Raw genomic sequence first — 25339 nt, forward strand, 5'->3', positions numbered from 1 at the left:
GCCGTCAACACAAGATGCGGTGATCGCACGCCAACGCGACCATCGGTCGCAGGATGCCGTGTTGCACGTGCGCGACCTTGACGACGCCGGACGCGTCCCCAGTTCGGTACAACGTCAACTTTCATTGGAACACCGCCCATGCGCGCTGCCCTGTACTCCTCCTTCGGCGATCCAGCCCAGGTCCTCGCCGTTGCCGATGCCCCCCTGCCCGAACCCGGTCCCGGCGAAGTACGCATCCGCACCGTGCTGGCCTCGATCCACAACCACGATCTGCTGACCGTGCGTGGCCTGTATGGCTACAAGCCGACGCTGCCGGCGATCGGCGGCAGCGAAGCACTGGGCGTGGTCGATGCGCTCGGCGAAGGCGTCGACGGTCTGCAGATCGGCCAGCGGGTTGCCGCCGCCTCGGTGCACGGCACCTGGGCCGAAGCGTTCATCGCACCGGCGCGGATGGTGATCCCGATGCCGGACGCGATCGCCGATGAAATGGCCGCACAGCTGATCGCCATGCCGCTGAGCGCGTTGATGCTGCTGGAATTCCTGCACGTCGAGCAGGGCCAGTGGATCGTGCAGAACACCGCCAACGGTGCCGTCGGCAAATCGCTGGCGATGCTCGCAAAGGCGCGCGGCGTGCACGTGGCCAACCTGGTGCGCAATGCCGAGGCCGTGGCGCAACTGCACGCACTGGGCATCGATCACGTGTTCGATACCTCGGTGGACGGCTGGAAGGACCGCGTGCGCGAAGCCACCGGGCAAGCGCAGGCCGCTGCTGCAGTCGATTCCATCGGTGGCGATGCCAGCGGCGACCTGGTCGACCTGCTCGGCCACCACGGCACCCTGGTCTCTTTCGGTGTGATGAGCGGCGAGCCGATGCGCATTCCCGCCGGCGGCCTGATCTACAAGGAAGCCACGGTGAAGGGCTTCTGGGGCAGCAAGGTCAGCCAGGCAATGGCGGTGGAAGACAAGCGGCGGTTGGTGGGTGAACTGCTGAAGCGTGCGGCCGGGGGTGAACTGACCCTGCCGGTGGAGCAGATCTTCGCATTGGACGACATCGCCCAGGCGGCAAAAGCCGGCGCCGGCTCGGGCCGCAATGGCAAGGTGCTGCTGCGGCCTTGATGCAAGGCGCTGGATCCGGCGGCGCTGCGCGCCGCCCCCATCCCAATGGATAATGTCTGCATCGTCTTTGCTGAAGAAGGAATCACGTTGAGCGGAATGAATGGTCGGAAGGTGCTGCTGGCGACCTTTCTCGGGAGCAAACACCCGCCTGACGACGTTCGGCCCTCCGAAGACTATTGGAGGTTGATCGGTACAAACGGGACCATTGTTCTTGAGGAATCCCAAGCTTCCATGGCCAAGCATCAACGCGGCTTGCGGGTGCTGGTCCAGTTTCCTGAAAGCATCAGGGATATGGGGCTTGCGTGCCACAACGACATACCGGACAGCCTCTGGATTTTCGTCTCCGACCTGGCAATGCACCCGGTCGATTAACTGGGTCGGGATTGAATGCCGTAACGGCGCGCGGAAGCAGTCCGCCACCGCTTATTCCGATGGTTAAGAACCCTTGATGTATAACTGAATGCGCTTTCGTCATTGGAAGGTGCACTCACCCGCGTGCGGTACTGACGGCTCTTCCACCGTTTGGCGTAGTCGCTTCCATGTATCGCACCACCCTGCTTTCCAGCGCGGTCGCGCTGGCCCTCGTCGCTGGCACCGCCGGCGCCGCTGAAACCGCCGACACCGGCAAGGACAGCACCACCCTCGGCACCGTGCTGGTGACCGGCTCGAACATCAAGCGCAGCGACACCGCCGGCCCCAATCCGGTGCAGGTCGTCACCCGCGAGCAGATCCTGCAGACCGGCCGCTCCACCCTCACCGACGTGCTGCGCAACCTGTCGGCCAACGCCGGCAACAGTTTCGACGAACAGAACACCGGCAGCTTCGCTGCAGGCTCGGCCTCGATCGGCCTTCGCGGCCTGTCACCGAAGAACACGCTTGTCCTGGTCAACGGCTACCGCGTGGCCAACTTCGGTTTCGCGCTCGGCACCCAGGACACCTTCGTCGACCTCAATGCGCTGCCGATCAGCGCGGTCGAGCGCATCGAAGTGCTGAAGGACGGCGCCTCGGCGGTATACGGTTCGGACGCCATCGCCGGCGTCATCAACATCATCCTGCGTCGTGACTTCCAGGGCGTGGAAGTCGGCGCTGGTTTCGGCACCGCCACCCAGGGCGGCCTGAACGAGCGCAAGGCCAACCTGCTGGCCGGCTTCGGTGACCTCGAGCAGCAAGGCTGGAACGTGCTGTTCGGGCTGGACCTGCTCAAGCGCGACCGCCTCGACGCCGACCAGCGCGCGTACACCCGCGACGGCGATTTCCGCGACAAGCCCGGTGGCCGCCTGGCCGGCTGGTTGACCGGCGGCGGCAACTGGCTGTCCAATCCGCGCGCACCGCAGCCGTTCTCGCCCTGCCCCGAGGGCAGCGAGCTGCGTCCCTACAGCGACTTCGGCAGCCCCCTGCCCGGCCAGGCCTGCGCCTTCAACACGCAGCCGTTCAGGACCCTGCAGCCCGGTGCCGAGCGCCTGCAGGCATCGTTGAGCGCGACCTATCGCTTCAATGACAGCATCGAAGCCTTCGCTGACGTGCTGTACAGCCACAACAAGGCGGACCAGATCTTCAGCGCCCCGCTGACGGTCGGCACGGGCCTGCGTGCCTACAATCCCGCCACCGGTACGCCGACCGATATCGCCACTGTCCTGCCGGTCGGCCATCCGAACAATCCGGGCAGCACGCCACTGCCGTTCGAGTACGCCTTCTTCGATCTCGGCCCGCGCCTGAAGGACAACACCCAGGTGTTCTACCGAGCCCTGGCCGGCGTACGTGGCACCGGTGAACGCTGGGACTGGGAAGTGGCCGCACTGACCTCGCAGAGTGCGCAGCGTGAGTACGGGTACAACTTCGTTGACCGCTACGCCTTCCAGCAGATCCTGCGCGACGGCAGCTACAACTTCCTCGACCCGTCCAGCACGCCGGGCGCACTGGACGACCTGCGCCTGCAGACCAAGCGCCCGGGCTGGTACAAGCTGCACTCGCTCAACGTCAAGGCATCGACCTCGTTGTGGGAACTTCCAGCCGGTGCAATCGGCTTCGCCTGGGGCGCGGAATTCCGCAAGGAATCGATGGACGCGCGCACCAGTGCGCAGGTGCTGTCCGGTACTGAACTGCGCCCAGCGATCAACATCGTCGACGGCGAGCGCCAGGTCAGTGCCGCCTATGCCGAGTTCAGCGTGCCGCTGCATCGCACGCTGGAGCTGCAGGTGGCGGGCCGCGGTGACCACTACGATGACTTCGGCAAGGCATTCTCGCCGAAGTTCGCGCTGCGCTGGCAACCGCTGGACAGCCTGCTGCTGCGTGGCTCGTTCTCGCGTGGTTTCCGTGCACCGTCGCTGCCGGAGATCGCACCGGGGCAGACCATCAGCTACGGCTCGGTGGTCGATCCGTTCGATCCGCTGCAGCCGGGCGGCAGCCGCAACGTGACCCACCTGCGCACCGGCAACCCGGACCTGAAGGCCGAGCGCTCGCGCAACCTCAATGTCGGCGCCGTGTGGTCACCCGATGCCGATTCCAGCATCGGCCTGGACTGGTACCGCATCGAACAGGACAACCTGGTCAAGCCGGACAGCGCGCAGTTCATCGTCGACAACCCGGGCCTGTTCCCCGGTCGCGTGCAGCGCGATGCGCAGGGCCGCATCCAGATCATCACCAACCAGTACGCCAACCAAGGCGAGCTGACCACCTCGGGCATCGACCTGGAAGCCAACCGTACCTTCCGCACCGACGGCTGGGGCAACTTCACCGTGGCTGGCAGCTGGACCCACCTGCTCAGCTTCAAGCAGCCGCTGGTGGCCGGCCAGGCGCCGTATGACGGTGCGGGCAACAACCGCCATGGCGCGCTGCCACGCACCCGCGGCACCACCTCGCTGAACTGGGCGGTGGGCGACTGGAGCAGCACGCTGAGCCTGCAGTACGTGAGCGGCTATGACCAGCGCGTAGCCACGGCCACCAGTAATCCGGGCCTGCGCGATCGGGTCAAGCCGTACCACCAGCTGGACCTGTACGTGGCCTATGAAGGCATTCCGAAGACCACGCTGTCGCTGTCGGTGCTGAACCTGACCGACAAGGACCCGCCGTTCGATCCCAACGGCGGCTCCAGCGGATTCGACATCAGCCAGTACAACCTGCGCGGGCAGTTCGTTTCGCTGGGCGCACGCTACCGGTTCTGATTGAACAGGAGGGTGCGGACCAACGGTCCGCACCCTCCAAAGGCAAGGGCCATGCCCGGCGTGGCTGCATCAACGGCTCAGGTGCAGGAACTGCAGGTGCCGTTCGTACTGGCTGATGATGTCGTTGATGATCTGCTTGCGGCTGTAGCCGACCAGATCGTAGTCCTGGCTACCCTCGTACAGATGCACTTCGGCGCGGTAGTAGCGCTGGTTGCGCAGCTGCTGCGCGGCGAAGGACGGGGTCAGGTAGCCACTGAGGATCACCCGGTACTGGAAGTCCTGCTGCTCGCCGTGGTTGACCGACAACTCCATGTCGCCCGCTTCGAACCGCGTCTGCACGTCCCAGCCCTGCTCGCGCAGCTGCTCGGCCACCGCCTCCATCGCCGGCTTCACCGTGTCATCCATGAAGCGGTACACCTGGTCGCGTACCGGGAAGTGCATGGCCTGGGTCAGGCGCTGGCGCCAGCCCTGGTGGTGGCGGTCATCGCCGATCAGCGGCGATGGCCTGAACTGCTGCGCGCGCTTGCGGTGCGACTCGTCACTGAAGGCGCGGGTCAGGCCCCACATCATCAACAGCAGCACCGCCGAGAACGGCAACGAGGCCAGCACCACCGCTGATTTCAGGGCATCGATGCTGCCGGCCAGCAGCAGGCCGGCGGTCAGCACCGCGATCACCGTGCCCCAGAACACGCGTAGCCAGCGCGGGCCATCGTCCTCCGGCGCACCGCCATGCGAGGACAGCGTGGACAGCACCACCGCCCCGGAATCGGCCGACGTCACGAAGAAGATGAAGCTGACCAGCACGGTCACCCCGATCACCGCCTTGCTCCACGGGTAGCCATCCAGCAACGCATACAGCACCGTCGGTGGGTCATCCACCGCCAGCTGCGCCAACTGCTGCTGGCCATGGTGCAGCACCTGGTCCAGCGCGCTGTTGCCGAAGATCGACAGCCACGCCAGGGTGAAGCCGAGCGGGATGAGCAATACGCCGAACACGAACTCGCGGATGGTGCGGCCGCGCGAGATGCGCGCGATGAACAGGCCGACGAACGGCGCCCAGCCGATCCACCAGGCCCAGTAGAACACCGTCCAGCCGCCCAGCCATTCCGGCCGGCCGCCATAGGCGTATACGTCGAAACTCTTGCCCACCACGCTGCCCAGGTAGTCGCCCAGGTTCTGCATCAGCGTGCTGAGCAGGTACTGGGTGGGGCCGGCGCACAGCATGAACAGCACCAGCGCAATCGCCAGCAGCATGTTGATGTTGGCCATCCAGCGCACGCCCTTCTCCACGCCGGACACGGCCACTGCGACCGCCGCGCCCATCATCGCCACCACCAGCAGGATCTGCACCATGTTCGAGTGCGGCACGTTGAACAGGTGCGACAGCCCAGCGTTGAGATGCAGCACGCCGAAGCCCATGTCCGCGCCGATGCCGAACACGGTGGCGACGATGCCCAGGGCGTCGACGGTATAGCCGATGGGGCCGTTGATGCGCTTGCCGATCAGCGGATACAGCGCCGAGCGCAATGCCAAAGGCAGGTTGTGCCGGTAGGCGAAATAGGCCATCGCCATCGCCGCCAGCGCGAACACGCCCCAGCCATGCAGGCCCCAGTGCAGGAACAGCAGCTGCATGGCCTGGCGCGCACCGGCCTCGCCCGCGGCCGGATCACCCTGCGGCGGCTGCAGGTAGTGGGTCAGCGGCTCGGAAACGCAGAAGAAGAACAGGGTGATGCTGATGCCTGCTGCGAACAGCATGCCGGCCCAGGAGAGGTAGCTGAACTCCGGTTCGTCATGGTCGGCACCGAGCTTGATGCCGCCGTACTTGGACAGCGCCACGCCGACCACGAACACCAGGTACAGGGTCATCGCCAGCAGGTAGTACCAGCCGACGTTGAGCGCGGCCCAGTCCTGCGCCTTGACCAGCAGGCGACCGGCGCCGATCGGATACAGGCTGACGAACAGTGCGAAGGCAACGACAACGATCGCCGCGAAGGCGAAGACGGGCCGCAGGGTTCGCACCGGCTGATGTTGAGGCTCCAGTGCTTCCATGGGCAGCCATCTCCGGATCGATCAAAGAGTAAGCCGACCGATTCTGGCTGAATCGCAGTGGACGCAGGATGAAGTCGTGGCATCGCGCAGGCACGATCGGCTGGATTTCCGTGCTACGCGCGCGCCTGCAGACCGGCGGGCGTGCTGGGCGGCTTTGTCACTTTGGTCCGATTACGACACGCCGCGTCCGGCACCGACGATTCACCCCATCACATGCACGGCGCACAGCTTGTTGCCGTCGGGATCACGCAGGTAGGCCAGGTACAACTGGCGCCCGGCCTTGTGCCGCACGCCGGCCGGGTCTTCCACCGCGGTACCGCCGTGGGCGACCCCCGCTTCCTGCCAGGCATGCACCGCCTGCGGGTCTGCCAGCGCAAAGCCGATGGTGCCGCCGTTGGCATGGCACGCCGCCTCGCCATCGATGGGCGGGATGACCATGAACATCCGTCCATCCTTGATATAGACCAGCTTGCCCTCGTCATCGAACACGCCTGCGCGACCGCCGATGGCAATGAACAAGGCATCGTAGAAGCGGCGGGAAGCCGCCATGTCGTTGGTTCCGACGGTGACGTGACTGAACATGCGGGCACTCCGTTGCGGGAAAGTCCGAGTGTCGGCCAGGAAGCGGGCTTCCGCAATCGGGCCCCCGACCGGATTGCCTGCGGGCCTGCGACCACTGCTAATCTTGCCATTTCCAACTAGCTGACAAGGACCGATCTATGGCGGGCAGGGACGCACGGCGCGACAGTAGTTCGGCAGCCGCACTCACACATGAGCGTCTGGCCGATCAGTTGAGATCACTGCTGGCCAAGGACGCGGTACGTACTATTTCAATATCGGGGCCCTGGGGAACAGGAAAGACACACTGCGTGCGTGAGACGCTGCTTGCGAACTGGCGAGACGCGGCGTTTGCCTCGCTCTTTGGTGTGAAGAGCATCAGCAGCCTGAAGCTGAGCATCCTGGACAACATGATCGCCGCCCAAGGTGGAATCCGCGGCTGGCTGGCGAAAAGAACAAAAGCAGATCGCGACGTTTACGCCACCGCTATTGAACGATTGTATTCCGGTGCCGCCATTGCCAGTGATCTTGCCCTTATGGCCTTCAGGAGCGCTATCCAGGGCAAGATCATCATACTCGACGACATTGAACGAAAGCATGCGGATCTTTCAGTTGACGAGATTGCCGGCTTTCTCGACGAACTGCTGGAGCTGAGTTCATGCCGCGTTATCTTGGTAATGAACAGCGAAAGATTGACCGACTTTCCCAGATGGATGGACATCCGCGAGAAGGTGATCGACCGCGAGCTGACCCTGTCACCCAGCCCAAAGGAATCTGCAGCGATTGCCCTCGCCAGACATCCGCTCGCTACCCCACTCACCCCACTGATCGAGAGTTGCGGAATCACGAACATCCGGGCGATCAGAAAGATCGCGACCGAGGTCGATTGGTTAGATGCCGGAAAGTGGAGAGCAAGGCAGAACAGCAAGACGCTTCGCGCGTTTCTTGCAGCGCTCACCCTCATGTTGGGTGCACATCTGCGAGCGTTGGGGTCTGTGGGATCCCTGCGCAGCATCGAGCTCGATGGAACGGGAAGCATCAAGCGTGATGATCATTTCAAGAATGCGTGTGCCACGCTGCTGATCGACGAAAACAGTGCATTCTTCGACCAGATCGATGTTTTGCTCCGAAGCGGCGTCATGCCCACGGAGGAAATCGAAGCGATGCTTGCCAGCGGAATGACGGATGAGACTCGATACGAGTTGCAGTTCGACTCCGCGGCAGCGCGAAACGACCACATATGGGATATCGACTGGAGCGATGAGGACGCCCTGAAGGAGTGCATCCGCATCTGCGAAGCATCCGCCGGACTTGCCGACCCGAGCCTGCTGAGCCATTCGCTACAGACCTTGGAACTGGTTGGCGGCAACAGCACCCACAGCACCAACGCGTTATCCATCTTCAAGAAGGCACTGAAGCAGACCAGGTCCATTCCATTTACTGCCAACGGCTTTCATCCAGCGGTTCTTGAGGCCTTGGGGTCGATGAATCTCCTGGTTTCGGGGAACGCGCAGAGCGGAGCAGACGAGAAAGACACCAGAATGCACAACCTGGCCCTGGCTGGCTTTGCATATGCATCCGTTCTCAAGTTGCCAACTACTGTCGCCTCGTACCTCCAACAGCTTGAAACGATGGACGCAGATGATATGAGACTCGTCGTTCCAACGCTGCTGAGCAGATTCGAGAAGTTGTCTGGCGAGGAGCATCCGCAGTGGAATGCGGCAAAGGCGTTCGATGAAGCCTGCAGACAGTACGTCCTGTTCAAGCCCGGCTCACGACGCGCACGCTTGATCGATGCAGCCTTGAAGGGGGGTGCTCCAGCGCGCTAGCCTGGTCCGCGCTCTGACCGCCATCATGCTGCAGAACAGCTGCAGGTGAAGGGGCTGACCGCGTTGGGGTCCGGGATCACGCCGTACTGAGCAGCAGCACGGCCGCCGTGACCAGGCCGATGCCGATCCAACCGATCGGGCGCAGGCGGTTGCCGAACAGCAGGCGACCGCAGGTGGCCGTACCGATCACGCCGATCGCGCCCCACATCGCATAGGCGGTCGCCAGGTCCATGTAGCGCACGGCCTGGCCCAGCAGGGCGAAGGCGATCCAGACCAGCACGATGGCGCCGACACCCCAACGCCAGCGACGGAAGCCATCGGACTTGGCCACCATCATGTTGGCGGCCACATCGATCAGCGCCGAGCAGATCACGAAAAACAAGGCCATCATGTTCATCAGTGCGCCTCCCCGAGGGTGACACAGACGATGCCGACCACCGCCAGCACCAGGCCGGCCAGCTGCTGCAGCGACAGGCTCTCACCGAACACGCTGATGCCGACCACGGTCAGCAGGGTCAGGCCGAGGCCTTCCCACACCGCATAGGCCACGCCGACGGCGATGCGGCGCACCGACAGCGCCAGGAAGTAATAGGACAGCGCCAGCGCGGCGGCCATCACCACATAGCCGCTCCAGCCGCCATCGCGGGCGGCATGGGCCATGAAGGACGTGCCGACCACTTCGGCGACGATCGCCACGGTCAGGCAGGCCCAGGCGACGAAGGCGCCACGGGCGGGAACAGTACAGGACATGTGAAGCTCCTTGCGGGACGGGGACCGCGCCACGTCATCAGTAGATCCACGCCGTGCGTGGATGATCCGGAACGCCCCCGCAGACAGGGGCGACGGCGGTCAGTATCATCGTCTTTTACGGTGGTATCAAAATGGATTCCATCGACAGGAGCGATGGATCAATGCCCTATTCTCCCGAATCCCTGCAGGCCTTCGTCGAGGCCGCCGCGCTGGGCTCGTTCTCGGCGGCCGCCCGCCGGCTGCGCAAGACCCAGTCCACGGTCAGCACTGCCATTGCCCATCTGGAAGCGGACCTGGGCATGGTTCTGTTCGACCGCAGCGGCCGCTATCCGCAGTTGACCGACGCCGGCCGGCAGGTGCTGGGCCACGCGCAGGAAATCCTTGCCGCCGACGCGCGCCTGCAGCAACTCAGCGTGCGCCTGGCCGCACCCGTGGAGCCACGTCTGACCGTGGTGTTCTCCGATGTCTACCAGCTCGATCCGGCGCAACGTGTGCTGCAGCGGTTTGCCGAGGCATTTCCCGAGATCGAGCTGGAATGGCTGGATGCCGAGGGGCGCGACGTGCTGGAACTGGTGGATGCTGGCCGCGCCGGGCTGGGCCTGCTGCCGCGCCAGGCGCAGTACCCCGATGCGCTGGTGGCCCAGCCCCTGGCCCACCACAGCGAACTGGCGGTGTACGTGGCCAGCGACCATCCGCTGGCGCAGGCCGGCGTGCGCGCAGCGGCGCAACTGGCCCGGCATCGGCAGGTGCGGCTGAGCGCGCAGGCCGACCACGCGCCGCCGATCAGTGGGCCGGCATGGACCGCGTCGGACTACCTGATGGTGATGGAGATGGCCGAGGACGGCATCGGCTGGGCCGAGCTGCCGCGTGCGCTGGTGCAGCGCTACGACCGGGGCCGCCTGCTGGAACTGCGCGTGCCGGGCTGGCCGAGGCGCATCCACAGCGACCTGGTGTGGCGCCGCGATACGCCGCCGGGGCCGGCAGCGTTGTGGTGGGCCGAGGCGTTGGGGTGAGCTAGTGCCGGCCGCTGGCCGGCATCCCCTTGCCCCGTGGTTGCCGGCCAGCGGCCGGCGCTACCGATCAACGATGGGCGAGCGCGTAATCGAGCGCCGAGCACACCGCCGCCACCTGCGCGTCGTTGCACTGCTGCGGCGTCGCGCGCGGGCTGTCCGGATAGACCTCGGTGGTGGTGGTGTACTTCGCCCCGGTGATGCCGGCGCACAGGCCCAGCGGCACCAGCGCGTACTCGATCACACCATGCGCGACCACTGGCGAACCGATGATCTCGCCCTTGTCGTCAGCCGGTGCGATATGGGTCACCTTCTCCACTTCGGCGACCACGGCCTGCTGGAAGGCCGGCTGCGGATTCCCGCTGTCGTCCACCAGGTAGAAGCCATCGGGAATCAGGCCCGGTTCGAACGGCTTGCCATCGCGCGCGGCGAGTGCGGGACGGAACTCGCTCTCGTCGCTGTCGGTGGTTTCGTGCAGGTCGATGTGCAGCACGAACTGGCCCTTCAACGGTGCGATCAGTTCGATCAGCGCCGTCGATTCGCGGGCCGGGCCGTCCGCGCGGAAATTGCGGTTCGGGTCGATCGCATCGAAGTTCCAACGGTTGATGCGCTCGAAGCCCCACGGATTCACGCACGGCGCGACCACAAGGTTGGCCTTGCCGGCGTAGTGGGCGGCATGTTTTTCGAGGAACTCCAGCGCGCCCATTACGCCACTGGTCTCGTAACCATGCACGCCGCCGGTCACCAGCGCGGCCGGCAACGCCGGGTTCCAGTCGCGGCTGCGCAGGGCGAACAGGGTGTAGGTCTCGCCTGCATAGTCGAGCTGGCCGTAGGCCACCTTGTCGAAGTGCCCGGCCAGTGCATCGATGCGCGGCAGCACCTCCTCGTCGTAACGGCGCAGGCGCTGCTGGCGCGCACGCCACTGCTCCCTTTCCGCAACGCCCCACGGCTGGCCAGGGGTACCGACGGGGTAGAAAGCAGCAGTGGACATGGCAGTTCTCAGCGGGTCAGGAGGCAATCGGCCACTTTACCACCGGGCCAAAGCGCTGAACGGCGGGCCGATTCCAATGGCGAATGGAATCAGCAATAATTCTCATTTACGACCTTCCGCACTCTGCACCGATGCCCATTCCTGCCCCGCAACCGGCCCGCCTACCCCTGGCTGCCGCCCTCGCCCTGTGCATGTTTCCGGCCGCCAGCGCGCTCGCGCAGGACAGCGCCACCACGCTCGACAGCATCCAGGTTTCGGGCAGTTGGTTGGGCACCGGCCTGCACGACAGCGTCAAGAGCTTCGCTGGCGCGCGTACCGTGGTCGATCGCCAGCGCATCGAGGCCAGCGGCGCCGCCAGCCTGGGCGATGCCATGCGCCGTATTCCCGGCGTGCAGGTCACCGACAACTCCGGCACCGCTGGCAGCTCGGTCTCGCTCAACATCGGCGTGCGCGGCCTGACCGGCCGCTACTCGCCGCGCTCGACCGTCCTGCTGGACGGCGTGCCACTGGCGGTTGCGCCGTACGGCCAGCCACAGCTCTCCTTCGCCCCGGCCAGCCTGGCCAACATCGAATCGATCGACGTGGTACGCGGCGGCGGTGCGGTGCGCTACGGGCCGCAGAATGTCGGCGGCATCATCAACTTCAGCACCCGCGCGATTCCGACTGCGGCCGGCCTGCACGGCGAGGCCGGCGTGCGCTACAGCGCTTACGACCACGGCGGCGGCGACAGCACCCAGTACAACGCGTTCCTCGGCGGCACCGCCGACAACGGCCTGGGCATGGCCCTGCTCTATTCGGGGCAGGACGGCCGCGGCTGGCGCCAGGGCAGCGATGACCGCTTCGATGATCTGGCGCTGAAGTTCGCCTATGCCATCGACGCACAGCAGGAACTGCGCGCCAAGCTGTCGTACTACGACGTGCGCTCCCGGACTCCGGGCGGCCTGACCCGCGCCCAGTACCAGGCCGATCCGTTCCAGAACACCCGCCCGTCCGACTTCTGGAAGGGCCATCGCACCGGCATCGACCTGGGCTACACCAACACGCTGTCGGAGAACAGCGAGTTCGAGGTGCTGGCGTATTACAACGAAAGCAACCGGGCCAGTTCGCTGATCAACGCGGCCAACACACAGATCACGGTGCAGCCGCGCGACTACCGTGTGCTCGGCATCGAGCCACGCTACACCCAGCGCCTGCACTGGGGCAGCAGCGTGCACGACATCACCGCCGGCTACCGCTTCCTGCGCGAGCGCGGCAACGACCGCAGCTACACCGTTACCCGCCGTACCGGTGCGACCGGCGCGACCACCCGCTTCGACAACGCCACCGATGCGCACTCGTTCTACGTTGATGACCGCATCGCCATCGGTCGGTGGCGGATCACGCCCGGCGTGCGCATGGAGTGGATCGACATGGACCGCCGCCAGGCCGGCGGCGGCGCGACCTTCAGCAGCCGCAACGACAAGGCCCTGCCCTCGCTCAACGTCGCCTACCTGTTGACCCCGCAGCTGACCGTGTTCGGCAACTACACCACTTCGTTCGGGCCGGTGCAGAACATCCAGTTGAACTCGCAGAGCGCGACCAATCCGCTGAACCCGGAAATCGCCAGGACCACCGAGCTGGGCGCGCGTTGGCAGGATGGCGCGCTGCGTGCGGAAGTGACCGTGTTCAAGATGCGCTTCGACAACCAGATCCTGCAGGTGCCGGGCATCACCCCGCCCACCTTCCAGAACATCGGCGCCACCGACCACAAGGGCGTGGAAAGCGCGATCGAGTACCGCTTTGCCGAAAGCAGCGCGCTGGCCGGGCTGGAACTGTACGCGAACTACACCTGGACCAAGGCCATCCAGCAGTCCGGCGACAACCGCGGCCTCGATGTGCCGTTCTACGCGCGCGATACCGACAGCGTCGGCGCCCGTTATGCGCTGGCCGGCTGGACCTTCAACGTGTCCAGCACCCACCAGAGCGGCCAGTTCTCCGATGCCGCCAACACCTGGGAAGAAGCCGCCGACGCGCGCGTAGGCCGTGTACCCGGCGTACGCCTGTGGAACGCGCAGGCCGCCTGGCAGCTGCCCTGGCTGGCCGACAGCGAGGTCGCGGTGGGCGTGAACAACCTGGCCGACAAGCGCTGGTACACCCGCAACGTGGATGGCAACGCCGGGCGCATGGTGGCCGCGCCGCGCACGTTCTACGTGCAGGGCCGCTACCGCTTCTGAGCATGGCAACCGCCTGATGCGGTGACGGTAGCGCTCACGGTGGCGGCGTATCATGCCGCCACCATGTCCTCCACCGCTTCGCCATCGCGCCTGCATCTGGCCTTCCAGGGCCTGCGCCTGCGCCTGCGCGGCAGCGACCTGTGGTTCATCGCCCTGGCGCTGGTGGTCGGGCTGATCGCCGGCGGCCTGACCCTGTTGCAGGCTGGGCTGGCACGCACCCTGCAGACGGCGTTGTATGGGCTGGACGAGGGCATGCGCCTGAGCTCGCTGCCCGCTTTGACCTGGATTGCCCTGCTGGTGCTGCCGCTGGGTGGCCTGGTGGTGGGCCTGGTCAGCCTGGCTGCCACGCGCCTGAAACGCCCCCTGCTGGATGCCGTGGAAGCCAATGCACTGCATGGCGGCCGCATGTCGATGCGCGACAACCTGATCGTGTTGACCCAGACCCTGGTCTCCAATGGCTGCGGTGCTTCGGTCGGACTGGAGGCGTCGTATACGCAGATGGGCGCCGGCAGCGGTTCGCAACTGGGGCGGGTGATGCGCCTGCGCCGCAACGACGTGCGCATCCTGGTCGGTGCTGGCGCGGCCGGTGCGATCGCCGCGGCCTTCGGTGCACCGCTGGCCGGGGCGTTCTACGCCTTCGAGATCGTCATCGGTGCCTATACGCCGGCGGCATTGGCGCCGGTTGCGGTGGCCGCACTGGCCGGCGCCTTCGTTGCCGACCAGGCCGGCGTGGACGCCTATCTGCTGCCCGCGGCATCGACCATCGACGTGCGCGCAGCCGACTATGCGATCTACGGCCTGCTCGGCTGCTGCTGTGCGATGGTCGGCATCGTGGTGATGCGCCTGATCGCCTCCATCGAAGGCACGGTCAAGCGCAGCCCGCTGCCGTTGTGGGGGCGCCCGGTGGTGGGCGGCCTGCTGCTGATTCCGCTGGCACTGGCCAGCCCGCAGGTACTGTCGTCCGGCCACGGAGCGCTGCACCTGGACCTGACCACCCATCTGCCGCTGATCTGGATCGGCGGGCTGCTGACGCTGAAATGCCTGGCCTCCGGCATTTCGCTGGGCTTCGGTTTCCGCGGCGGCCTGTTCTTCGCCTCGCTGTTCATGGGCACCCTGGTCGGCACGCTGTTTGCCGGGCTGCTGGCGATGGCCACCGGCGTCCCGGTGGTCGACGCCACGTCGGCAGCGCTGGCAGGCATGGCTGCACTGGCCGCGGCGGTGGTTGGCGCGCCGATGACCATGGCCATGCTGGTGCTGGAAGGCACCCACGACTTCCTGCTGACCAGCGTGGTGATGAGCGCCGTGCTGGTGTCCAGCACCCTGGTGCGGCAGTGGTTCGGCTATTCCTTCTCGACCTGGCGCATGCACCTGCGCGGGGAAACCATCAAGAGCGCGCGTGACATCGGCTGGGTGCACAACCTCAATGCCGGGCGGATGATGCGCAAGGGTGTGGCCACCGCCCCGGCCGACCTCGATGCCGCCGCCTTCCGCCAGCGCTTCCCGCTGGGCTCGGGCAGCCGGGTGATCCTGATCGACAGTGAAGGCCACTACGCTGGCATCGTGCAGATTCCGCGCCTGTTCGGCGACGGCGTGAAGCCCGAGGACGTCGTAGGTACGTTCGCCGAGAACCGCGACGTGGCACTCGCCGTCAGCGCCGACGTGGTGACCGTGATGCAGCGGTTCGACCAGACCCAGGCCGACGAGCTGGCGGTGGTGGCCGACGATGGCCAGGTGCTGGGCGTGGTGTCTGAAGCATTCGTGCGCAAGCGCTATGCGGAGGAACTGGACAAGCGCCAGCGCGAAATGATGGGCGAGCGCGTCGACGAGTAGATCCACGCCATGCGTGGATGATGCCCCCTGCCCCCTGCCCCCTCCACGCGTGGCGTGGTTCTACTGTCACCTGCGGGAGGTAGACTGCGGCCATGCGCTTCATTGAAACCTTCCAGCCCGGCCCCTTCGCCGACACCGTGGTCAGCCTGCTGGCGGCGTTCGTGCTCGGCACCCTGATCGGCGCCGAACGCCAGTACCGGCAACGCACCGCTGGCCTGCGCACCAACGTGCTGGTGGCTGTCGGCGCTGCCGCCTTCGTTGACCTGGGCATGCGCATCGCCGGCAGCGCCGAGGCCGTGCGGGTCATCTCCTACGTCGTCTCGGGCGTCGGCTTCCTCGGCGCCGGCGTGATCATGAAGGAAGGCATGAACGTGCGCGGCCTGAACACCGCCGCGACGCTGTGGTGCTCGGCTGCCGTGGGCAGCTGCACCGGCGCGGACATGCTGGCCGAAGGCGTGCTGCTGACCGTACTGATCATCGCCGGCAATACCCTGCTGCGGCCACTGGTGAACGCGATCAACCGCATCCCGATCAACGAAGCCGCCAGCGAAGCGACCTACGAAGTGCGCCTGAGCGTGGATGCCGACGCGGTGCCGCGCGTGCGCGAGCGCCTGGTCGATGCGCTGGAAGCCGCGCAGTACCCCGTTGGCGACGTGCAACTGGTGGAGCACGCCGATGCGCCCACTGATGTGATCGCAGTGCTGGTCAGCACCGCGGTCAGCGCCGACGAACTGGACGTGGTGCTGGCGCGGATGGAACAGGTGCCGGGCGTGCTGCATGCCACCTGGGAAGTCAGCACCCGCGATTGAGCGGGTGTCGGCAGTTCATCCGCGCGCTACGCGCTGCTGCGCTCGCAGCAACCTGCGGAACGAGGCGCAGCGCCGAGCATCCTCGGCGTGTGGACAGGCGGCAGCCCGCCGCAGCCGATCCTGCGCCCGCTGCAATCTGCGGATCTGCTGCTGCAGCGCATCGGCCCGGGCCAGCAATGCCGTGCGATCCAGTGCAAGCCCTGCCCCCTGCGGCATCGCTGCGCCGATCTGCTGCAGCGACAGGCCTGCCGATTGCCCCAGGCCGATCAGTGCCAGCCGATCCAGCACCTGCTCGTGGTACTGCCGGCGCAGGCCGCGACGCCCCAGCACCTGCAACAGGCCGAGCTGCTCGTAGTAGCGCAGCGTCGAGGCCGGTACACCACTGCGGCGGACCACCTCACCGAAATCCAGTTCCTGCATCGTGCTTGACCTCAAGTGGGCTTCAAGCGCCACCATGGTCGCACTCCCCGCGCAAGGCAAGCCCATGGACGATTCACTCCCGCTCGATCAGAACACGCTCTGGAACGGCGCCGCCGGCGAGAACTGGGTCGCGCAGCAGACCCTGCTGGACGGCCTGTTCCAACCGATGGCCGATGCCCTGCGCGACGAGCTGCCGGTTACCGTCACGGAACTGCTGGACGTGGGCTGCGGCACCGGCGCCAGTACGCTGAGCGCCGCCGCAGCACGCGCTGACGCCCATTGCACGGGCGTGGACATCTCCGCACCGATGCTTGACCTGGCCCGCCAGCGCGCCGCCGCGATCGGGCGCAGGATCGACTTCATCGTTGCCGATGCCCAGCGCCATCCCTTCGCAACGGCGCACTACGATTGGATCCAGTCGCGCTTCGGGGTGATGTTCTTCGAGGACACGCAGGCCGCCTTCGCCAACCTGCACCGTGCCGCCCGAACGGGCGCGGGCCTGCGCTGCATCGCCTGGCGCAGCGCGCAGGAGAATCCGTTCATGACCACCGCCGAGCGCGCCCTTGCAGACCAGCTGGTGCTGCCGGCGCGGGTACCCGGTGCACCGGGGCAGTTCGCTTTCGCCGATGGCGAACGGGTGCGCCGGCTGCTGCAGCGTGCCGGATGGCAGGACGTGGACATCGCGCCGCTGGACCTGACCTGCTTCCTCAGCCGTGATGCGCTGGCCAGCTACGTCGGCCAGCTCGGACCTGTGGGCCTGGCCCTGCGTGCGTTGCCGGCCGCACGCGCCGAAGCGCTGCTGCAGCAGGCGCTGACCGCGTTCGCACCGTTCATCGACGGTGACCGTGTGCGGGTGGAAACCGCCTGCTGGATGATCCGCGCCCGCGCATAGCAACAGAAAAGGGGACGGAGGGGATCAAGTCGTTCATGCCCCGGTTGTGCGGGAAACGACTTGATCCCCTCCGTCCCCTGCTTCTCTACAAGGCCTCGCCGGCATCGGCCAGGCGCGATTCGATGAGCGCGTACCACTGCTCGAGCATGTCGACCAGCATGTCCAGCTCGGCGTCGGCACGCTGCGCGCGGCCGCTGCGCAGGCACGCCTGTGCTTCCTGCAGCTGGGTGAGGAAGCCGGCAACGGTGTCGGCCTGCAGGATGAGGCCCGGCAGCCGGCGCCCGGGAATGCGCACGACCGCATGGTTGCCGAGCTGGCCGTACACGCTGAGAGTGGCTTCCGTCTTCATGGACAAGGGCAGGAATTGGGCATTCATCAGGTGCACCAGGGAAGAAACCTGCCCACCGGCAGGCGTGGAAAACGGGGGAGACGTTTCCACGTCCTGCCGGCAGAACAGGGGGGACTCGGGATGCCGGGGCACGCCCCGGCGCGGGGATTCAGTGCGACCGGGCCACGCCCGCGATCTGCACCCGGCGATTGGGCGCCAGGCAGGCGATCAGCTCGCGCCGGTTGCGCTGGTCGCACTGCACCAGCGGTTCGGCCGCACCCCGCCCTTCAGCGCTGATGCTCGCCGCGGATACGCCGCCCTGTACCAGCGCCGTGCGCACCGCCTCGGCACGTCGCTGCGACAGCGTCTGGTTGTAGGCAGCGCTGCCGATGCGGTCGGTGTAGCCGACCACCTGGATCGACTGCACCTGGCTGGCCTCACGCACCTGCGCCAGTACACCCTGCACGGCCTGCTGGCCGCTGGCACTGAGTACGGCACTGTCAAAGCCGAACAGTGCATCGGCAGCCAGCCGCAGCGGCTGCTCCGGCAAGGGCGCCGGCGCCGGCGGTGGCGGCGGACGCGGCGGGTCGAGGACCGCTGCGCACGATTCAGGCTTCCAGTAGCCGCCCTGGGCGATGCCCTTGTTGTCGAAGCGCACCTGGAACTGGCAGGTGAAGTACTCTGCGCCCTGTGCGGTGCGGAAGTTGAACAGGTAGTTCCACTCGCGCACGCCCCACATGCCTTCGTTGAAGTGCGGGGTGCCGAGCAACGTGTACAGCTGGCGCTTGCTCATGCCCGGTGCGAACCGGCGCAGGTCGGCGATATCCGGATAGATGCCTTCCTTCAGCGATGCCTTGCTGGCCTCCGGGAAGGTGACGGCGGTGCTGTCGGCGGGGCCGTCGGCGGCCGGTGCGTGGCTGCGGCAGGCAACCAGCAACCCCGCGGCCAGGATCAGGCCCAGCGTGGCGGCGACGCGGCCACTGCGAGCGATGCGATGCGGTTTCATGTCATTCCCCCTGTAGACGTTGCCCGCTGCGCCGGGCCGCGAATGCGACCCGGCGCAGGCGATCACCACTGGATGCCGGCACCGACGGCCACACCGGCCTCGCCGCGGCTGTTGGTGGAACCACTGAACTTGTAGATCCAGCGACCGCCCTCGGAGACACCGGAGATGCCCAGGGCCACGCCGGATTCGCCGTTGTAGCTGCCGGCGGCGATCGAGGCCATGTTGCGGCCAGCCTCGCTGGGCTGCGGCAGCGATGCGGTTGCCATCGCCGAGGCGATACCGGCCGAAGCGCGGTTGTCGGTCTTGCGCAGGTCGCGTTCGAAGCCGCCCATGCGCTCATCGGTGTAGGCCTTGGACCAGTCCAGGGTCTGCGCCATGCCCGACTTCAGCTGATCGACGTTGACCGCGTCGGTACCGGCGGTGCCGGCAGCGACGTTGCGCACCGTGGTTGGGCCGCTGCTGGTGCTGCCCAGGGTCACGCTGTTGTAGTTGGTGGTGCCGTTGGTGGTGGTGTCATAGCGGATCGTGCCCTGCTGCGAAGCCTGCAACTGGCGCACGTTGACCGCATCGGTCGCCTGCGAACCATCGGCCACGTTGACCACCTGGCGTTCGGCACCGGCTGCACCCACCGACACCGTATTGGCGCGGTTGGCGACCGAGCCCGCACCCAGCGCCACCGAGTTGTCTGCCTGCGCCTGCGAGCCGTTGCCCAATGCGGTCGAGTTGGCCCCGGCCGCAGTGGAGCCGGCACCGCCCGCGGCGGAGTTGGCGCCGGTGGCGGCCGGATCGGCCAGGTTGTTGCTGTTGTTGGCGCGGAAGCTGCCGGCAACGTTGGTGATGTTCTGGATCTTCTGGTCGGTGTAGGCCTTGGACTGGTCGATGGCGTAGTTCACGCCGTTCTTCAGCTGGCCGACGTTGGTCGCATCGTGGTCGTCGGAGCCATCGGCCACGTGGGTGATCTTGCGCTCGCTGCCACTGCTGCCCACCGCCACCTCACCGGACGAGTTGCTGGCGCCGGCCTGGCCATAGGCACCGGTATAGCCGGTCTGCGCACCGACGCTGGCCACCGAACCGGCACCCAGCGCAACACTGTTGCCCGCGCTGGCATTGGCACCGTTGCCGACCGCTACGCTGCCCGCACCGGCTGCGCTGGCCTGCGGGCCGACCGCCAGTGCTTCGGCACCGGTGGCCGTGGCTGCGGCAGCCGTGGAGTTGACCGCCAGGTACGGGCTGCCGCCGCCGCTGCTGATGCGCTGGTTGAGCACCCGCAGCGAGCCGTCCACTGCAGAGAATGCAGCGGTGACGTTGCTGTAGTCGTTGCCGGTGATGGTGCCATCGGTGGCGATGGTGGAGATGTTGAAGGTCGGCGCGGTCCACAGCCCGGTGCTGCCGTTGTACACGGTGCTGCCACCGAAGTAGCTGGCCACCGTCTGGTGCGTGCTGAACAGCTGGTCGCCGGTGATGGCATCGCTGCTGCCCGCCAGGATGCTGCCGGCGGCCACGTTGGTGACTTTCACCGGTGCACCGCCGGTACCGCTGAGGGTCACGGTATCGACCACGTTGCCACTCCCGTCCACGTCGTACTTCACGGCGCGTGCGTCCAGGTCATCGGTCTGCTCGGCCACATTGGCCAGCGAATTGCTGACCGCATCAAAGGCCGTGCCGACGTCGTTGTAACTGCCCTGGCTGACCGTGCCATTGGCGGCGACGTTGTTGAGCGTGTAGGTCGGCGCGGTGACCACGCCATTGGCATCCACTGCAGCGCCGCCGCCGAGGTGGGTGGCCACCGTCTGGTTGGCCGCGAACAACTGCGCACCGTTGATTGCTTCACTGCTGGCCGCGCTGATCTGGCCCGGGCCGAGGTTGCGCAGCGTGGTGGCGGTGCCGGACTGGCCGAGCGTCGCACTTGCGTAGTTGACGCTGCCGTCGCCGTTGAGGTCGTAGCGCAGCGCGCCCTCTTCTGAAGCCTGCAACTGACCCAGGTTGACCGCATCGGTGCTGGCGGTGCCGGCGGCGACGTTGGTGACCTGGCGTTCGGCGCCCGCGGCACCGATCGACACGCTGTTGGCACGGTCGGCCAGGCTGCCGGCACCGACCGCGATGCTGTTGGCGGCGGTTGCGCTGGCACCGGCACCAACGGCGATTGCTTCGGCGCCGCTGGCCACGGCGTCGGCACCGGTCGAGTTCACCCGCAGGTACCGGGTGCCGGTGTTGCGGATGTCATTGATCTGGGTGTTGAGGTTGACCAGCGAACCATCCACCGCATCGAAGGCGTCGGTGACGTTGTCATACAGCCCCGGGGCCACGGCGCCACCGGTGGAGATGGTGCTGATCTCGAACAGCGGTGCGGTGAAAGTGCTGGTGAGCGGATCGAACGCTGCGCGTCCGCCGAAGAACTTTGCCATCGTGTCGTTGCTGGCGAACAGCTGCGCACCATTGACCGCCTCGCTGCTGGTGGCGTTGACCGCGCCGGCGGCCAGGTTGCCGATGGTGGTGGTGCCGGTGCCATTGCCGAGGGTGACACGGCGATAGTCGGGGTCGCCTGCACCATCCAGGTCATAGGTGACCGCCGCCGCGCCGACCGCGTCGATCTGGCTGATCGCACCCTTCAGCTGGGCCACGTTGACTGCATCGGTGTTGGCGCTGCCGGCCGCCAGGTTGGTGATCTGCCGCTCGCCACCGCCTGCGGTGCCCACCGACACCTCGCCCGCCGACACCTGTGCGGTGGTCAGGCCGTAAGCGCTGTAGCTGGCCTGCGCGCCGCGCAGTGCGGCCGAGCGATAGCCCAGCGCCACCGAGTTGGCCTGGTTGGAGGTGCTCTCTGCGCCGAGCAGGGTCTGCCCGTTGGCAGTGCCGCTGGCACTGTCGCCGACCACCACCGAGTGCCCCATGCGTGCTGCATAGTCGGCGGTGGGAACGCCGGTCGGATCGCTCGGATCATTGGCGCCCGCGCCCGGGAAGGCGACGTTGGCATCGACCTTGGGCAGCTCATGGCGGGCGTTGGCACCGATCACCACTTCCTTGGAGCCGTTGGCATAGGCGCCATCGCCCATCAGCACCTGGTAGTCCTGCGCTGCGTTGACCGCCCAGCAGGAGATGTCCGCCAGCGCGATGTCCAGGCACTTGGCCGCCCAGGCCGGCGAGTCCGTCGGCAGCAGCAGGCCGAGCAGGCCACCGGGATTGCCGTTGTTGATGTTGTAGATGTAGCTGTCGGAGGTGACGCCACCGATCAGGGTCAGGTGCGAGCTGCCACCGGTGACCGCGCCACCCAGTCCGTTGAGCGTGGTGCCGACCGGCGTTGCATTGACCACCGGCAGGCCGAGCACGTTGACCGTGGAATAGGTCTGCATGACGTTGGCGGTGCTGAGCTTGAGGTTGCCGTTGGACAGGTAACCGGTGCCGCCGAACAGGCTGGCGGTGGTCGGGCCGAGCAGTTCGGTGACACCGCCCACCAGGCCACCGGTACCGATCACCAGGCCCGCGTTCGGGTCGGCAGCGGCGGGCGCCTTCGGGCTGGTCGGCGGAATGGCCGACGGCGAGGTCAGGCCGAGGCTGCCCAGGGTATTGCCGACCAGGCCACCGACGGCGCCGGTCAGGTTGCCGACGGTGCCGTTGAGGTCACCATTGAGCAGGCTGCCGACCGCGCTGCCAACGCCGTTGAGCGCAGTGCCGACGCCGTTGAGCAGGCCGCCCAGGCCAAGCGCGCTGTTCTGCGCGGCGACGGTTGCGGTGCCGGCCAGCTTGAGATTGCGATCGGCGACGATTTCCTCGCCGTCCTTGCCCTGCACCCGTACCTTGCCTGCCACGCCGGTATCGAACGCTGCGGTGATCGCGCGGTCATCGGTGTCACCCGGCAGCTCTTCCTTGGCAGGCAGCGTGACCGCTGCGGTGGCACCGATCTGGCCTTGGCCTTCGATGTGATTGCCGGCCACGACCAGCTGCGAATCGACCTTGCCATCCACGGCCGCCTTCAAGCCGGACGGCGTTACACCCGCTGCCGCGGCAACCTGGGTGCCGGCGTCAATGCTGGCAACCGGCTTGCCGGCGATGCCGACATCGGCCTTTGCTGCCGCGTTGGCGGCCAGACCCAACGGCGCCTGTGCGGCCGGTGCGACGTTCGCCGCAAGCGCGGCATCGACACGGGTAGCGGCTGCAGTGCCAACACCGATGTTGGCGCGCACGTCGGCGCCCAGCACCGGTGCAGGCACCTGGCGCGGCGCGGCGACGGCCGCCAGCTTGACCTGCACGGTGGCCGGCAGCACGTCGCGCACGACCGGCAATGACGTTGTGCTCAGCTGCAGGCCGACGCGTGCGTTGGCACTGATCGCCGGGTTCGCCTGGGCCTGTCGTGCAGCCGCGGCCAGCGCCACTTCGGCGTCCACCTTCACCGGCATCGGCTGGGTGTACTTGGCCGCCAGCGCCTGCAGGTCGCGCAGCGATTGATTGGCCTCTGTCGCCGCCGCAGGTCCGCTGGCCAGCACGCACAGCAGTGCCATGGCCAGGGTGCTGGGCACCAGAAGGCTGGCACGACGGTCGCGCGGTGCGGTACCACCGCTATCGCCGGTGGCCAGTTCCGAGGCCACAACCAGAGCATTGAGCTGGCGGTTCCATACACGCCGGTAGATGCGGTTCATGAGCATTTCCCCCGTAGGCGGACAACTTGAATGTCAGTGGACTTGCCGTTAGGCAGGTGACTGACATTTCGCGCCTTTCAGCGAGGGCTGAGCACTTCATTCCGGCAGGGCAATCGCGCATTCCGGCAAATCCACGGCCGGATTCGGCAGCCACATATGCAAATCCGGCAGGGAGGGCTGGCCGGGCTGCCGCCCGGCACCCGCAGAGGCAACGGCAACGGCAACAGCCGAAAGCAAAAGCGGGTTTCCTGCGGGATGGCGGGGTGGGTCCGGTTGCGGGGGACGCCGTAAACCCATCCTTGGGGGCTTGGCCGCGGCATCCATGCCGCGGACACCCCCGCAACCGGACCCACCCCGCCTTCGACAGTTTCCCGCGCGCTTTAGATGTAGCGCCGGGCCAGGCCCGGGCGAGGGAAAGTCGGATCATCAATTTCGATTTAGATCGAAATAATCACTGAAAATCGAAATTTCACTACGCTAAGGGTGAATGCATGACGCCCAATCCCACCGCCCTCGGGAAACTCTCAGGGGTGGGGCGGTGTGGGCTTGCAGGACCGTTGGCGCCATGGATGGCGCCATCGAGCCCCCATGGACGGGTTTACGGCGTGTCCTGCAAGCCCACACCGCCCCGCCAACCGACAGAAAACCCAGAGCCGGCTGTTTCTTTGGCTTTGGCTTTGGCTTCGGCGGGCGCCGGGCGGCAGCCCGGCCGATACCCCTCAGGCTGGCTGGCCGAGCTGTGCCGGCGCGCGCATCAACGTGTCACGCGGCAGTTCGCCGAACACTTTCCGGTAGTTGTCGGCAAAGCGCGAAAGATCCCACAGCCCGCAACTGAGGGCGATGGCCTTGACCGAGCGCCGGTTGGAATCGGCCATCGACAGGCTGCGGCAGGCCGCGCACAGCCGCAGCATCGACAGGTAGCGATTGGGCGAGGTGCCGAACAGATCCTCGAACGCATAGCGCAGGCCACGCTCGCTGACGCCGGCGGCGTCGCAGATTTCATTCATGTAGATATTGCGGCGAAGATTGAGGCGCATGAAGTTCTCCGCCCGCTGCGCGATCAGGTAATGCGTGCGGCGAGCGCGGCTGCAACTGGGCCGATCGGCTGGGCCGGCACCGAGCAGCGCCTGGACATGCTCGTGCAGCAGGCGCTCGGTTTCTTCCGGCTGCAGCCCACCACCCTGCCCCAGCTGCGCGTGCAGTTGCTGGTAATGGCGTACCAGCGGCATCGCATCATCGCCAAGGTTGAACAGTGAAAGCGCCTGCCCCGCCGGTGGCGTGCTGCGCAGGCTCAGCTCGGTCAACTTGCGCTGCACGCGCGCGACCGGCACCAGCATCAGCGTCATCTGGGTACCAGGGCTGAGAGTGAATTCACTGATGCCTTCGGGCATCACGGTCAAGGCCATGCCCGGCGTCAGCGGCACGCCATGGCACCAGCTCAATGCATCATCGGTGGTGTGCAGGTAGCCGAGCATTGCCCAGTCCGGCGGCAGCATGAAACGGCCGCGGCAGTGGAAGCCGCAGGTGATGCTGCAGAACAGGGCTTCCTCGTGAACGCGCGAAGCAAATGCCGCGCGCGGACCATTGCCATCCAGCAGCAACAGTTCTACATCGCACACGCGGAGCACGCCGCTCAGCGTGGCCAGGTCGATTGACCTGAGATCGCCGTCGTCGTTGTCTTCCACCCCACCATCGACCATGACAGTGTCGTCCCCCGTTTGGCCTGCCGCACGACCCCGCCCC

Annotated in this window: 19 protein-coding genes; 9 read left to right on the forward strand and 10 right to left on the reverse strand. The window is 66.7% G+C overall.

The features are described 5' to 3' along the window. The first annotated feature begins 138 nt into the window (after positions 1-138). The 3 genes from LC407_RS08365 to LC407_RS08375 all read left to right on the forward strand — a co-directional run bounded on the left by LC407_RS08365 (position 139) and on the right by LC407_RS08375 (position 4277). Positions 139-1116, forward strand: a complete 978-nt coding sequence (locus LC407_RS08365; protein WP_223482616.1) for a zinc-binding dehydrogenase — start codon at positions 139-141, stop codon at positions 1114-1116. A gap of 45 nt (positions 1117-1161) precedes the next feature. Continuing rightward, a complete protein-coding gene (locus tag LC407_RS08370; protein ID WP_025878564.1) occupies positions 1162-1488 on the forward strand; it encodes a hypothetical protein in 327 nt (108 codons plus the stop codon). A gap of 167 nt (positions 1489-1655) precedes the next feature. Then, positions 1656-4277, forward strand: coding sequence for a TonB-dependent receptor (locus tag LC407_RS08375; RefSeq protein WP_223482617.1), 2622 nt, complete (start codon positions 1656-1658; stop codon positions 4275-4277). A 69-nt stretch (positions 4278-4346) separates the two neighbouring features. Here the strand turns inward: LC407_RS08375 and betT are convergent, their stop codons facing one another. Both betT and LC407_RS08385 read right to left on the reverse strand, forming a co-directional pair. Beyond that, positions 4347-6326: a choline BCCT transporter BetT gene (gene betT / locus LC407_RS08380; RefSeq protein WP_025878562.1), complete on the reverse strand. Its 1980-nt coding sequence runs from the start codon at positions 6324-6326 to the stop codon at positions 4347-4349. 201 nt (positions 6327-6527) lie between these two features. Further along, a complete protein-coding gene (locus LC407_RS08385; protein WP_223482618.1) occupies positions 6528-6908 on the reverse strand; it encodes a VOC family protein in 381 nt (126 codons plus the stop codon). A gap of 287 nt (positions 6909-7195) precedes the next feature. Between LC407_RS08385 and LC407_RS08390 the strand changes: the two genes are divergently transcribed. After that, positions 7196-8713, forward strand: coding sequence for a hypothetical protein (locus LC407_RS08390; RefSeq protein ID WP_223482619.1), 1518 nt, complete (start codon positions 7196-7198; stop codon positions 8711-8713). Positions 8714-8789: 76 nt separating this feature from the next. Here the strand turns inward: LC407_RS08390 and LC407_RS08395 are convergent, their stop codons facing one another. Then, on the reverse strand, positions 8790-9110 hold the full coding sequence (locus LC407_RS08395; protein ID WP_025878560.1) for a multidrug efflux SMR transporter: 321 nt from the start codon (positions 9108-9110) through the stop codon (positions 8790-8792). Further along, positions 9110-9463, reverse strand: a complete 354-nt coding sequence (locus LC407_RS08400) for an SMR family transporter (protein WP_223482620.1) — start codon at positions 9461-9463, stop codon at positions 9110-9112. Before LC407_RS08400 ends, LC407_RS08395 begins: the two co-directional genes overlap by 1 nt. Positions 9464-9624: 161 nt before the next feature. Here LC407_RS08400 and LC407_RS08405 point away from each other — a divergent pair, with 161 nt between their 5' ends. Beyond that, a complete protein-coding gene (locus LC407_RS08405; protein WP_223482621.1) occupies positions 9625-10476 on the forward strand; it encodes a LysR family transcriptional regulator in 852 nt (283 codons plus the stop codon). A gap of 67 nt (positions 10477-10543) precedes the next feature. Here LC407_RS08405 and LC407_RS08410 read toward each other — a convergent pair whose 3' ends face one another. Next, entirely contained in the window at positions 10544-11464 is a 921-nt protein-coding gene (locus LC407_RS08410; protein ID WP_049469194.1) for a M14 family metallocarboxypeptidase, read from the reverse strand. 131 nt (positions 11465-11595) lie between these two features. Between LC407_RS08410 and LC407_RS08415 the strand changes: the two genes are divergently transcribed. The 3 genes from LC407_RS08415 to LC407_RS08425 all read left to right on the forward strand — a co-directional run bounded on the left by LC407_RS08415 (position 11596) and on the right by LC407_RS08425 (position 16316). Next, positions 11596-13677, forward strand: coding sequence for a TonB-dependent siderophore receptor (locus LC407_RS08415; protein ID WP_317850706.1), 2082 nt, complete (start codon positions 11596-11598; stop codon positions 13675-13677). Positions 13678-13740: 63 nt separating this feature from the next. Continuing rightward, a complete protein-coding gene (locus LC407_RS08420; RefSeq protein WP_223482623.1) occupies positions 13741-15507 on the forward strand; it encodes a chloride channel protein in 1767 nt (588 codons plus the stop codon). 92 nt (positions 15508-15599) lie between these two features. Further along, positions 15600-16316 carry an MgtC/SapB family protein gene (locus LC407_RS08425; RefSeq protein ID WP_025878554.1) on the forward strand — a complete coding sequence of 239 codons (717 nt, stop codon included), beginning with the start codon at positions 15600-15602 and terminating at the stop codon, positions 16314-16316. A 15-nt stretch (positions 16317-16331) separates the two neighbouring features. On the opposite strand, the gene LC407_RS08430 is transcribed toward LC407_RS08425, so the two are convergent. Then, positions 16332-16736, reverse strand: a complete 405-nt coding sequence (locus LC407_RS08430) for a MerR family transcriptional regulator (protein ID WP_223482624.1) — start codon at positions 16734-16736, stop codon at positions 16332-16334. A 64-nt stretch (positions 16737-16800) separates the two neighbouring features. Between LC407_RS08430 and LC407_RS08435 the strand changes: the two genes are divergently transcribed. Continuing rightward, positions 16801-17628 (forward strand): class I SAM-dependent methyltransferase, encoded by an 828-nt coding sequence (locus LC407_RS08435; protein WP_223482625.1) that lies wholly within the window; start codon positions 16801-16803, stop codon positions 17626-17628. Positions 17629-17713: 85 nt separating this feature from the next. Here the strand turns inward: LC407_RS08435 and LC407_RS08440 are convergent, their stop codons facing one another. The 4 genes from LC407_RS08440 to LC407_RS08455 all read right to left on the reverse strand — a co-directional run bounded on the left by LC407_RS08440 (position 17714) and on the right by LC407_RS08455 (position 25296). Continuing rightward, positions 17714-18004: a hypothetical protein gene (locus LC407_RS08440; RefSeq protein ID WP_170929478.1), complete on the reverse strand. Its 291-nt coding sequence runs from the start codon at positions 18002-18004 to the stop codon at positions 17714-17716. Positions 18005-18125: 121 nt separating this feature from the next. Then, positions 18126-18962 carry an OmpA family protein gene (locus LC407_RS08445; RefSeq protein WP_033831336.1) on the reverse strand — a complete coding sequence of 279 codons (837 nt, stop codon included), beginning with the start codon at positions 18960-18962 and terminating at the stop codon, positions 18126-18128. Positions 18963-19024: 62 nt separating this feature from the next. Then, positions 19025-23596, reverse strand: a complete 4572-nt coding sequence (locus tag LC407_RS08450; RefSeq protein ID WP_105164241.1) for a YadA-like family protein — start codon at positions 23594-23596, stop codon at positions 19025-19027. 719 nt (positions 23597-24315) lie between these two features. Further along, the gene (locus LC407_RS08455; RefSeq protein ID WP_025878548.1) at positions 24316-25296 is read right to left on the reverse strand and encodes a helix-turn-helix domain-containing protein; all 981 of its coding nucleotides are present in this window, start codon (positions 25294-25296) and stop codon (positions 24316-24318) included. Positions 25297-25339: the final 43 nt, after the last annotated feature.

It is taken from the genome of Stenotrophomonas sp. OVS01A (assembly GCF_019969775.1).
In the GTDB taxonomy this organism is placed as follows: Bacteria; Pseudomonadota; Gammaproteobacteria; order Xanthomonadales; family Xanthomonadaceae; genus Stenotrophomonas; species Stenotrophomonas indicatrix.

Coding starts and splice junctions, on each gene's coding strand:
- LC407_RS08455 (WP_025878548.1), bottom strand. CDS start 25,296: ATGGTCGATGGTGGGGTGGAAGACAACGACGACGGCGATCTCAGGTCA.
- LC407_RS08410 (WP_049469194.1), bottom strand. CDS start 11,464: ATGTCCACTGCTGCTTTCTACCCCGTCGGTACCCCTGGCCAGCCGTGG.
- LC407_RS08395 (WP_025878560.1), bottom strand. CDS start 9,110: ATGAACATGATGGCCTTGTTTTTCGTGATCTGCTCGGCGCTGATCGAT.
- LC407_RS08405 (WP_223482621.1), top strand. CDS start 9,625: ATGCCCTATTCTCCCGAATCCCTGCAGGCCTTCGTCGAGGCCGCCGCG.
- LC407_RS08435 (WP_223482625.1), top strand. CDS start 16,801: ATGGACGATTCACTCCCGCTCGATCAGAACACGCTCTGGAACGGCGCC.
- LC407_RS08420 (WP_223482623.1), top strand. CDS start 13,741: ATGTCCTCCACCGCTTCGCCATCGCGCCTGCATCTGGCCTTCCAGGGC.
- LC407_RS08415 (WP_317850706.1), top strand. CDS start 11,596: ATGCCCATTCCTGCCCCGCAACCGGCCCGCCTACCCCTGGCTGCCGCC.
- LC407_RS08365 (WP_223482616.1), top strand. CDS start 139: ATGCGCGCTGCCCTGTACTCCTCCTTCGGCGATCCAGCCCAGGTCCTC.
- LC407_RS08375 (WP_223482617.1), top strand. CDS start 1,656: ATGTATCGCACCACCCTGCTTTCCAGCGCGGTCGCGCTGGCCCTCGTC.
- betT (WP_025878562.1), bottom strand. CDS start 6,326: ATGGAAGCACTGGAGCCTCAACATCAGCCGGTGCGAACCCTGCGGCCC.
- LC407_RS08445 (WP_033831336.1), bottom strand. CDS start 18,962: ATGAAACCGCATCGCATCGCTCGCAGTGGCCGCGTCGCCGCCACGCTG.
- LC407_RS08385 (WP_223482618.1), bottom strand. CDS start 6,908: ATGTTCAGTCACGTCACCGTCGGAACCAACGACATGGCGGCTTCCCGC.
- LC407_RS08425 (WP_025878554.1), top strand. CDS start 15,600: ATGCGCTTCATTGAAACCTTCCAGCCCGGCCCCTTCGCCGACACCGTG.
- LC407_RS08430 (WP_223482624.1), bottom strand. CDS start 16,736: ATGCAGGAACTGGATTTCGGTGAGGTGGTCCGCCGCAGTGGTGTACCG.
- LC407_RS08450 (WP_105164241.1), bottom strand. CDS start 23,596: ATGAACCGCATCTACCGGCGTGTATGGAACCGCCAGCTCAATGCTCTG.
- LC407_RS08400 (WP_223482620.1), bottom strand. CDS start 9,463: ATGTCCTGTACTGTTCCCGCCCGTGGCGCCTTCGTCGCCTGGGCCTGC.
- LC407_RS08370 (WP_025878564.1), top strand. CDS start 1,162: ATGGATAATGTCTGCATCGTCTTTGCTGAAGAAGGAATCACGTTGAGC.
- LC407_RS08440 (WP_170929478.1), bottom strand. CDS start 18,004: ATGAATGCCCAATTCCTGCCCTTGTCCATGAAGACGGAAGCCACTCTC.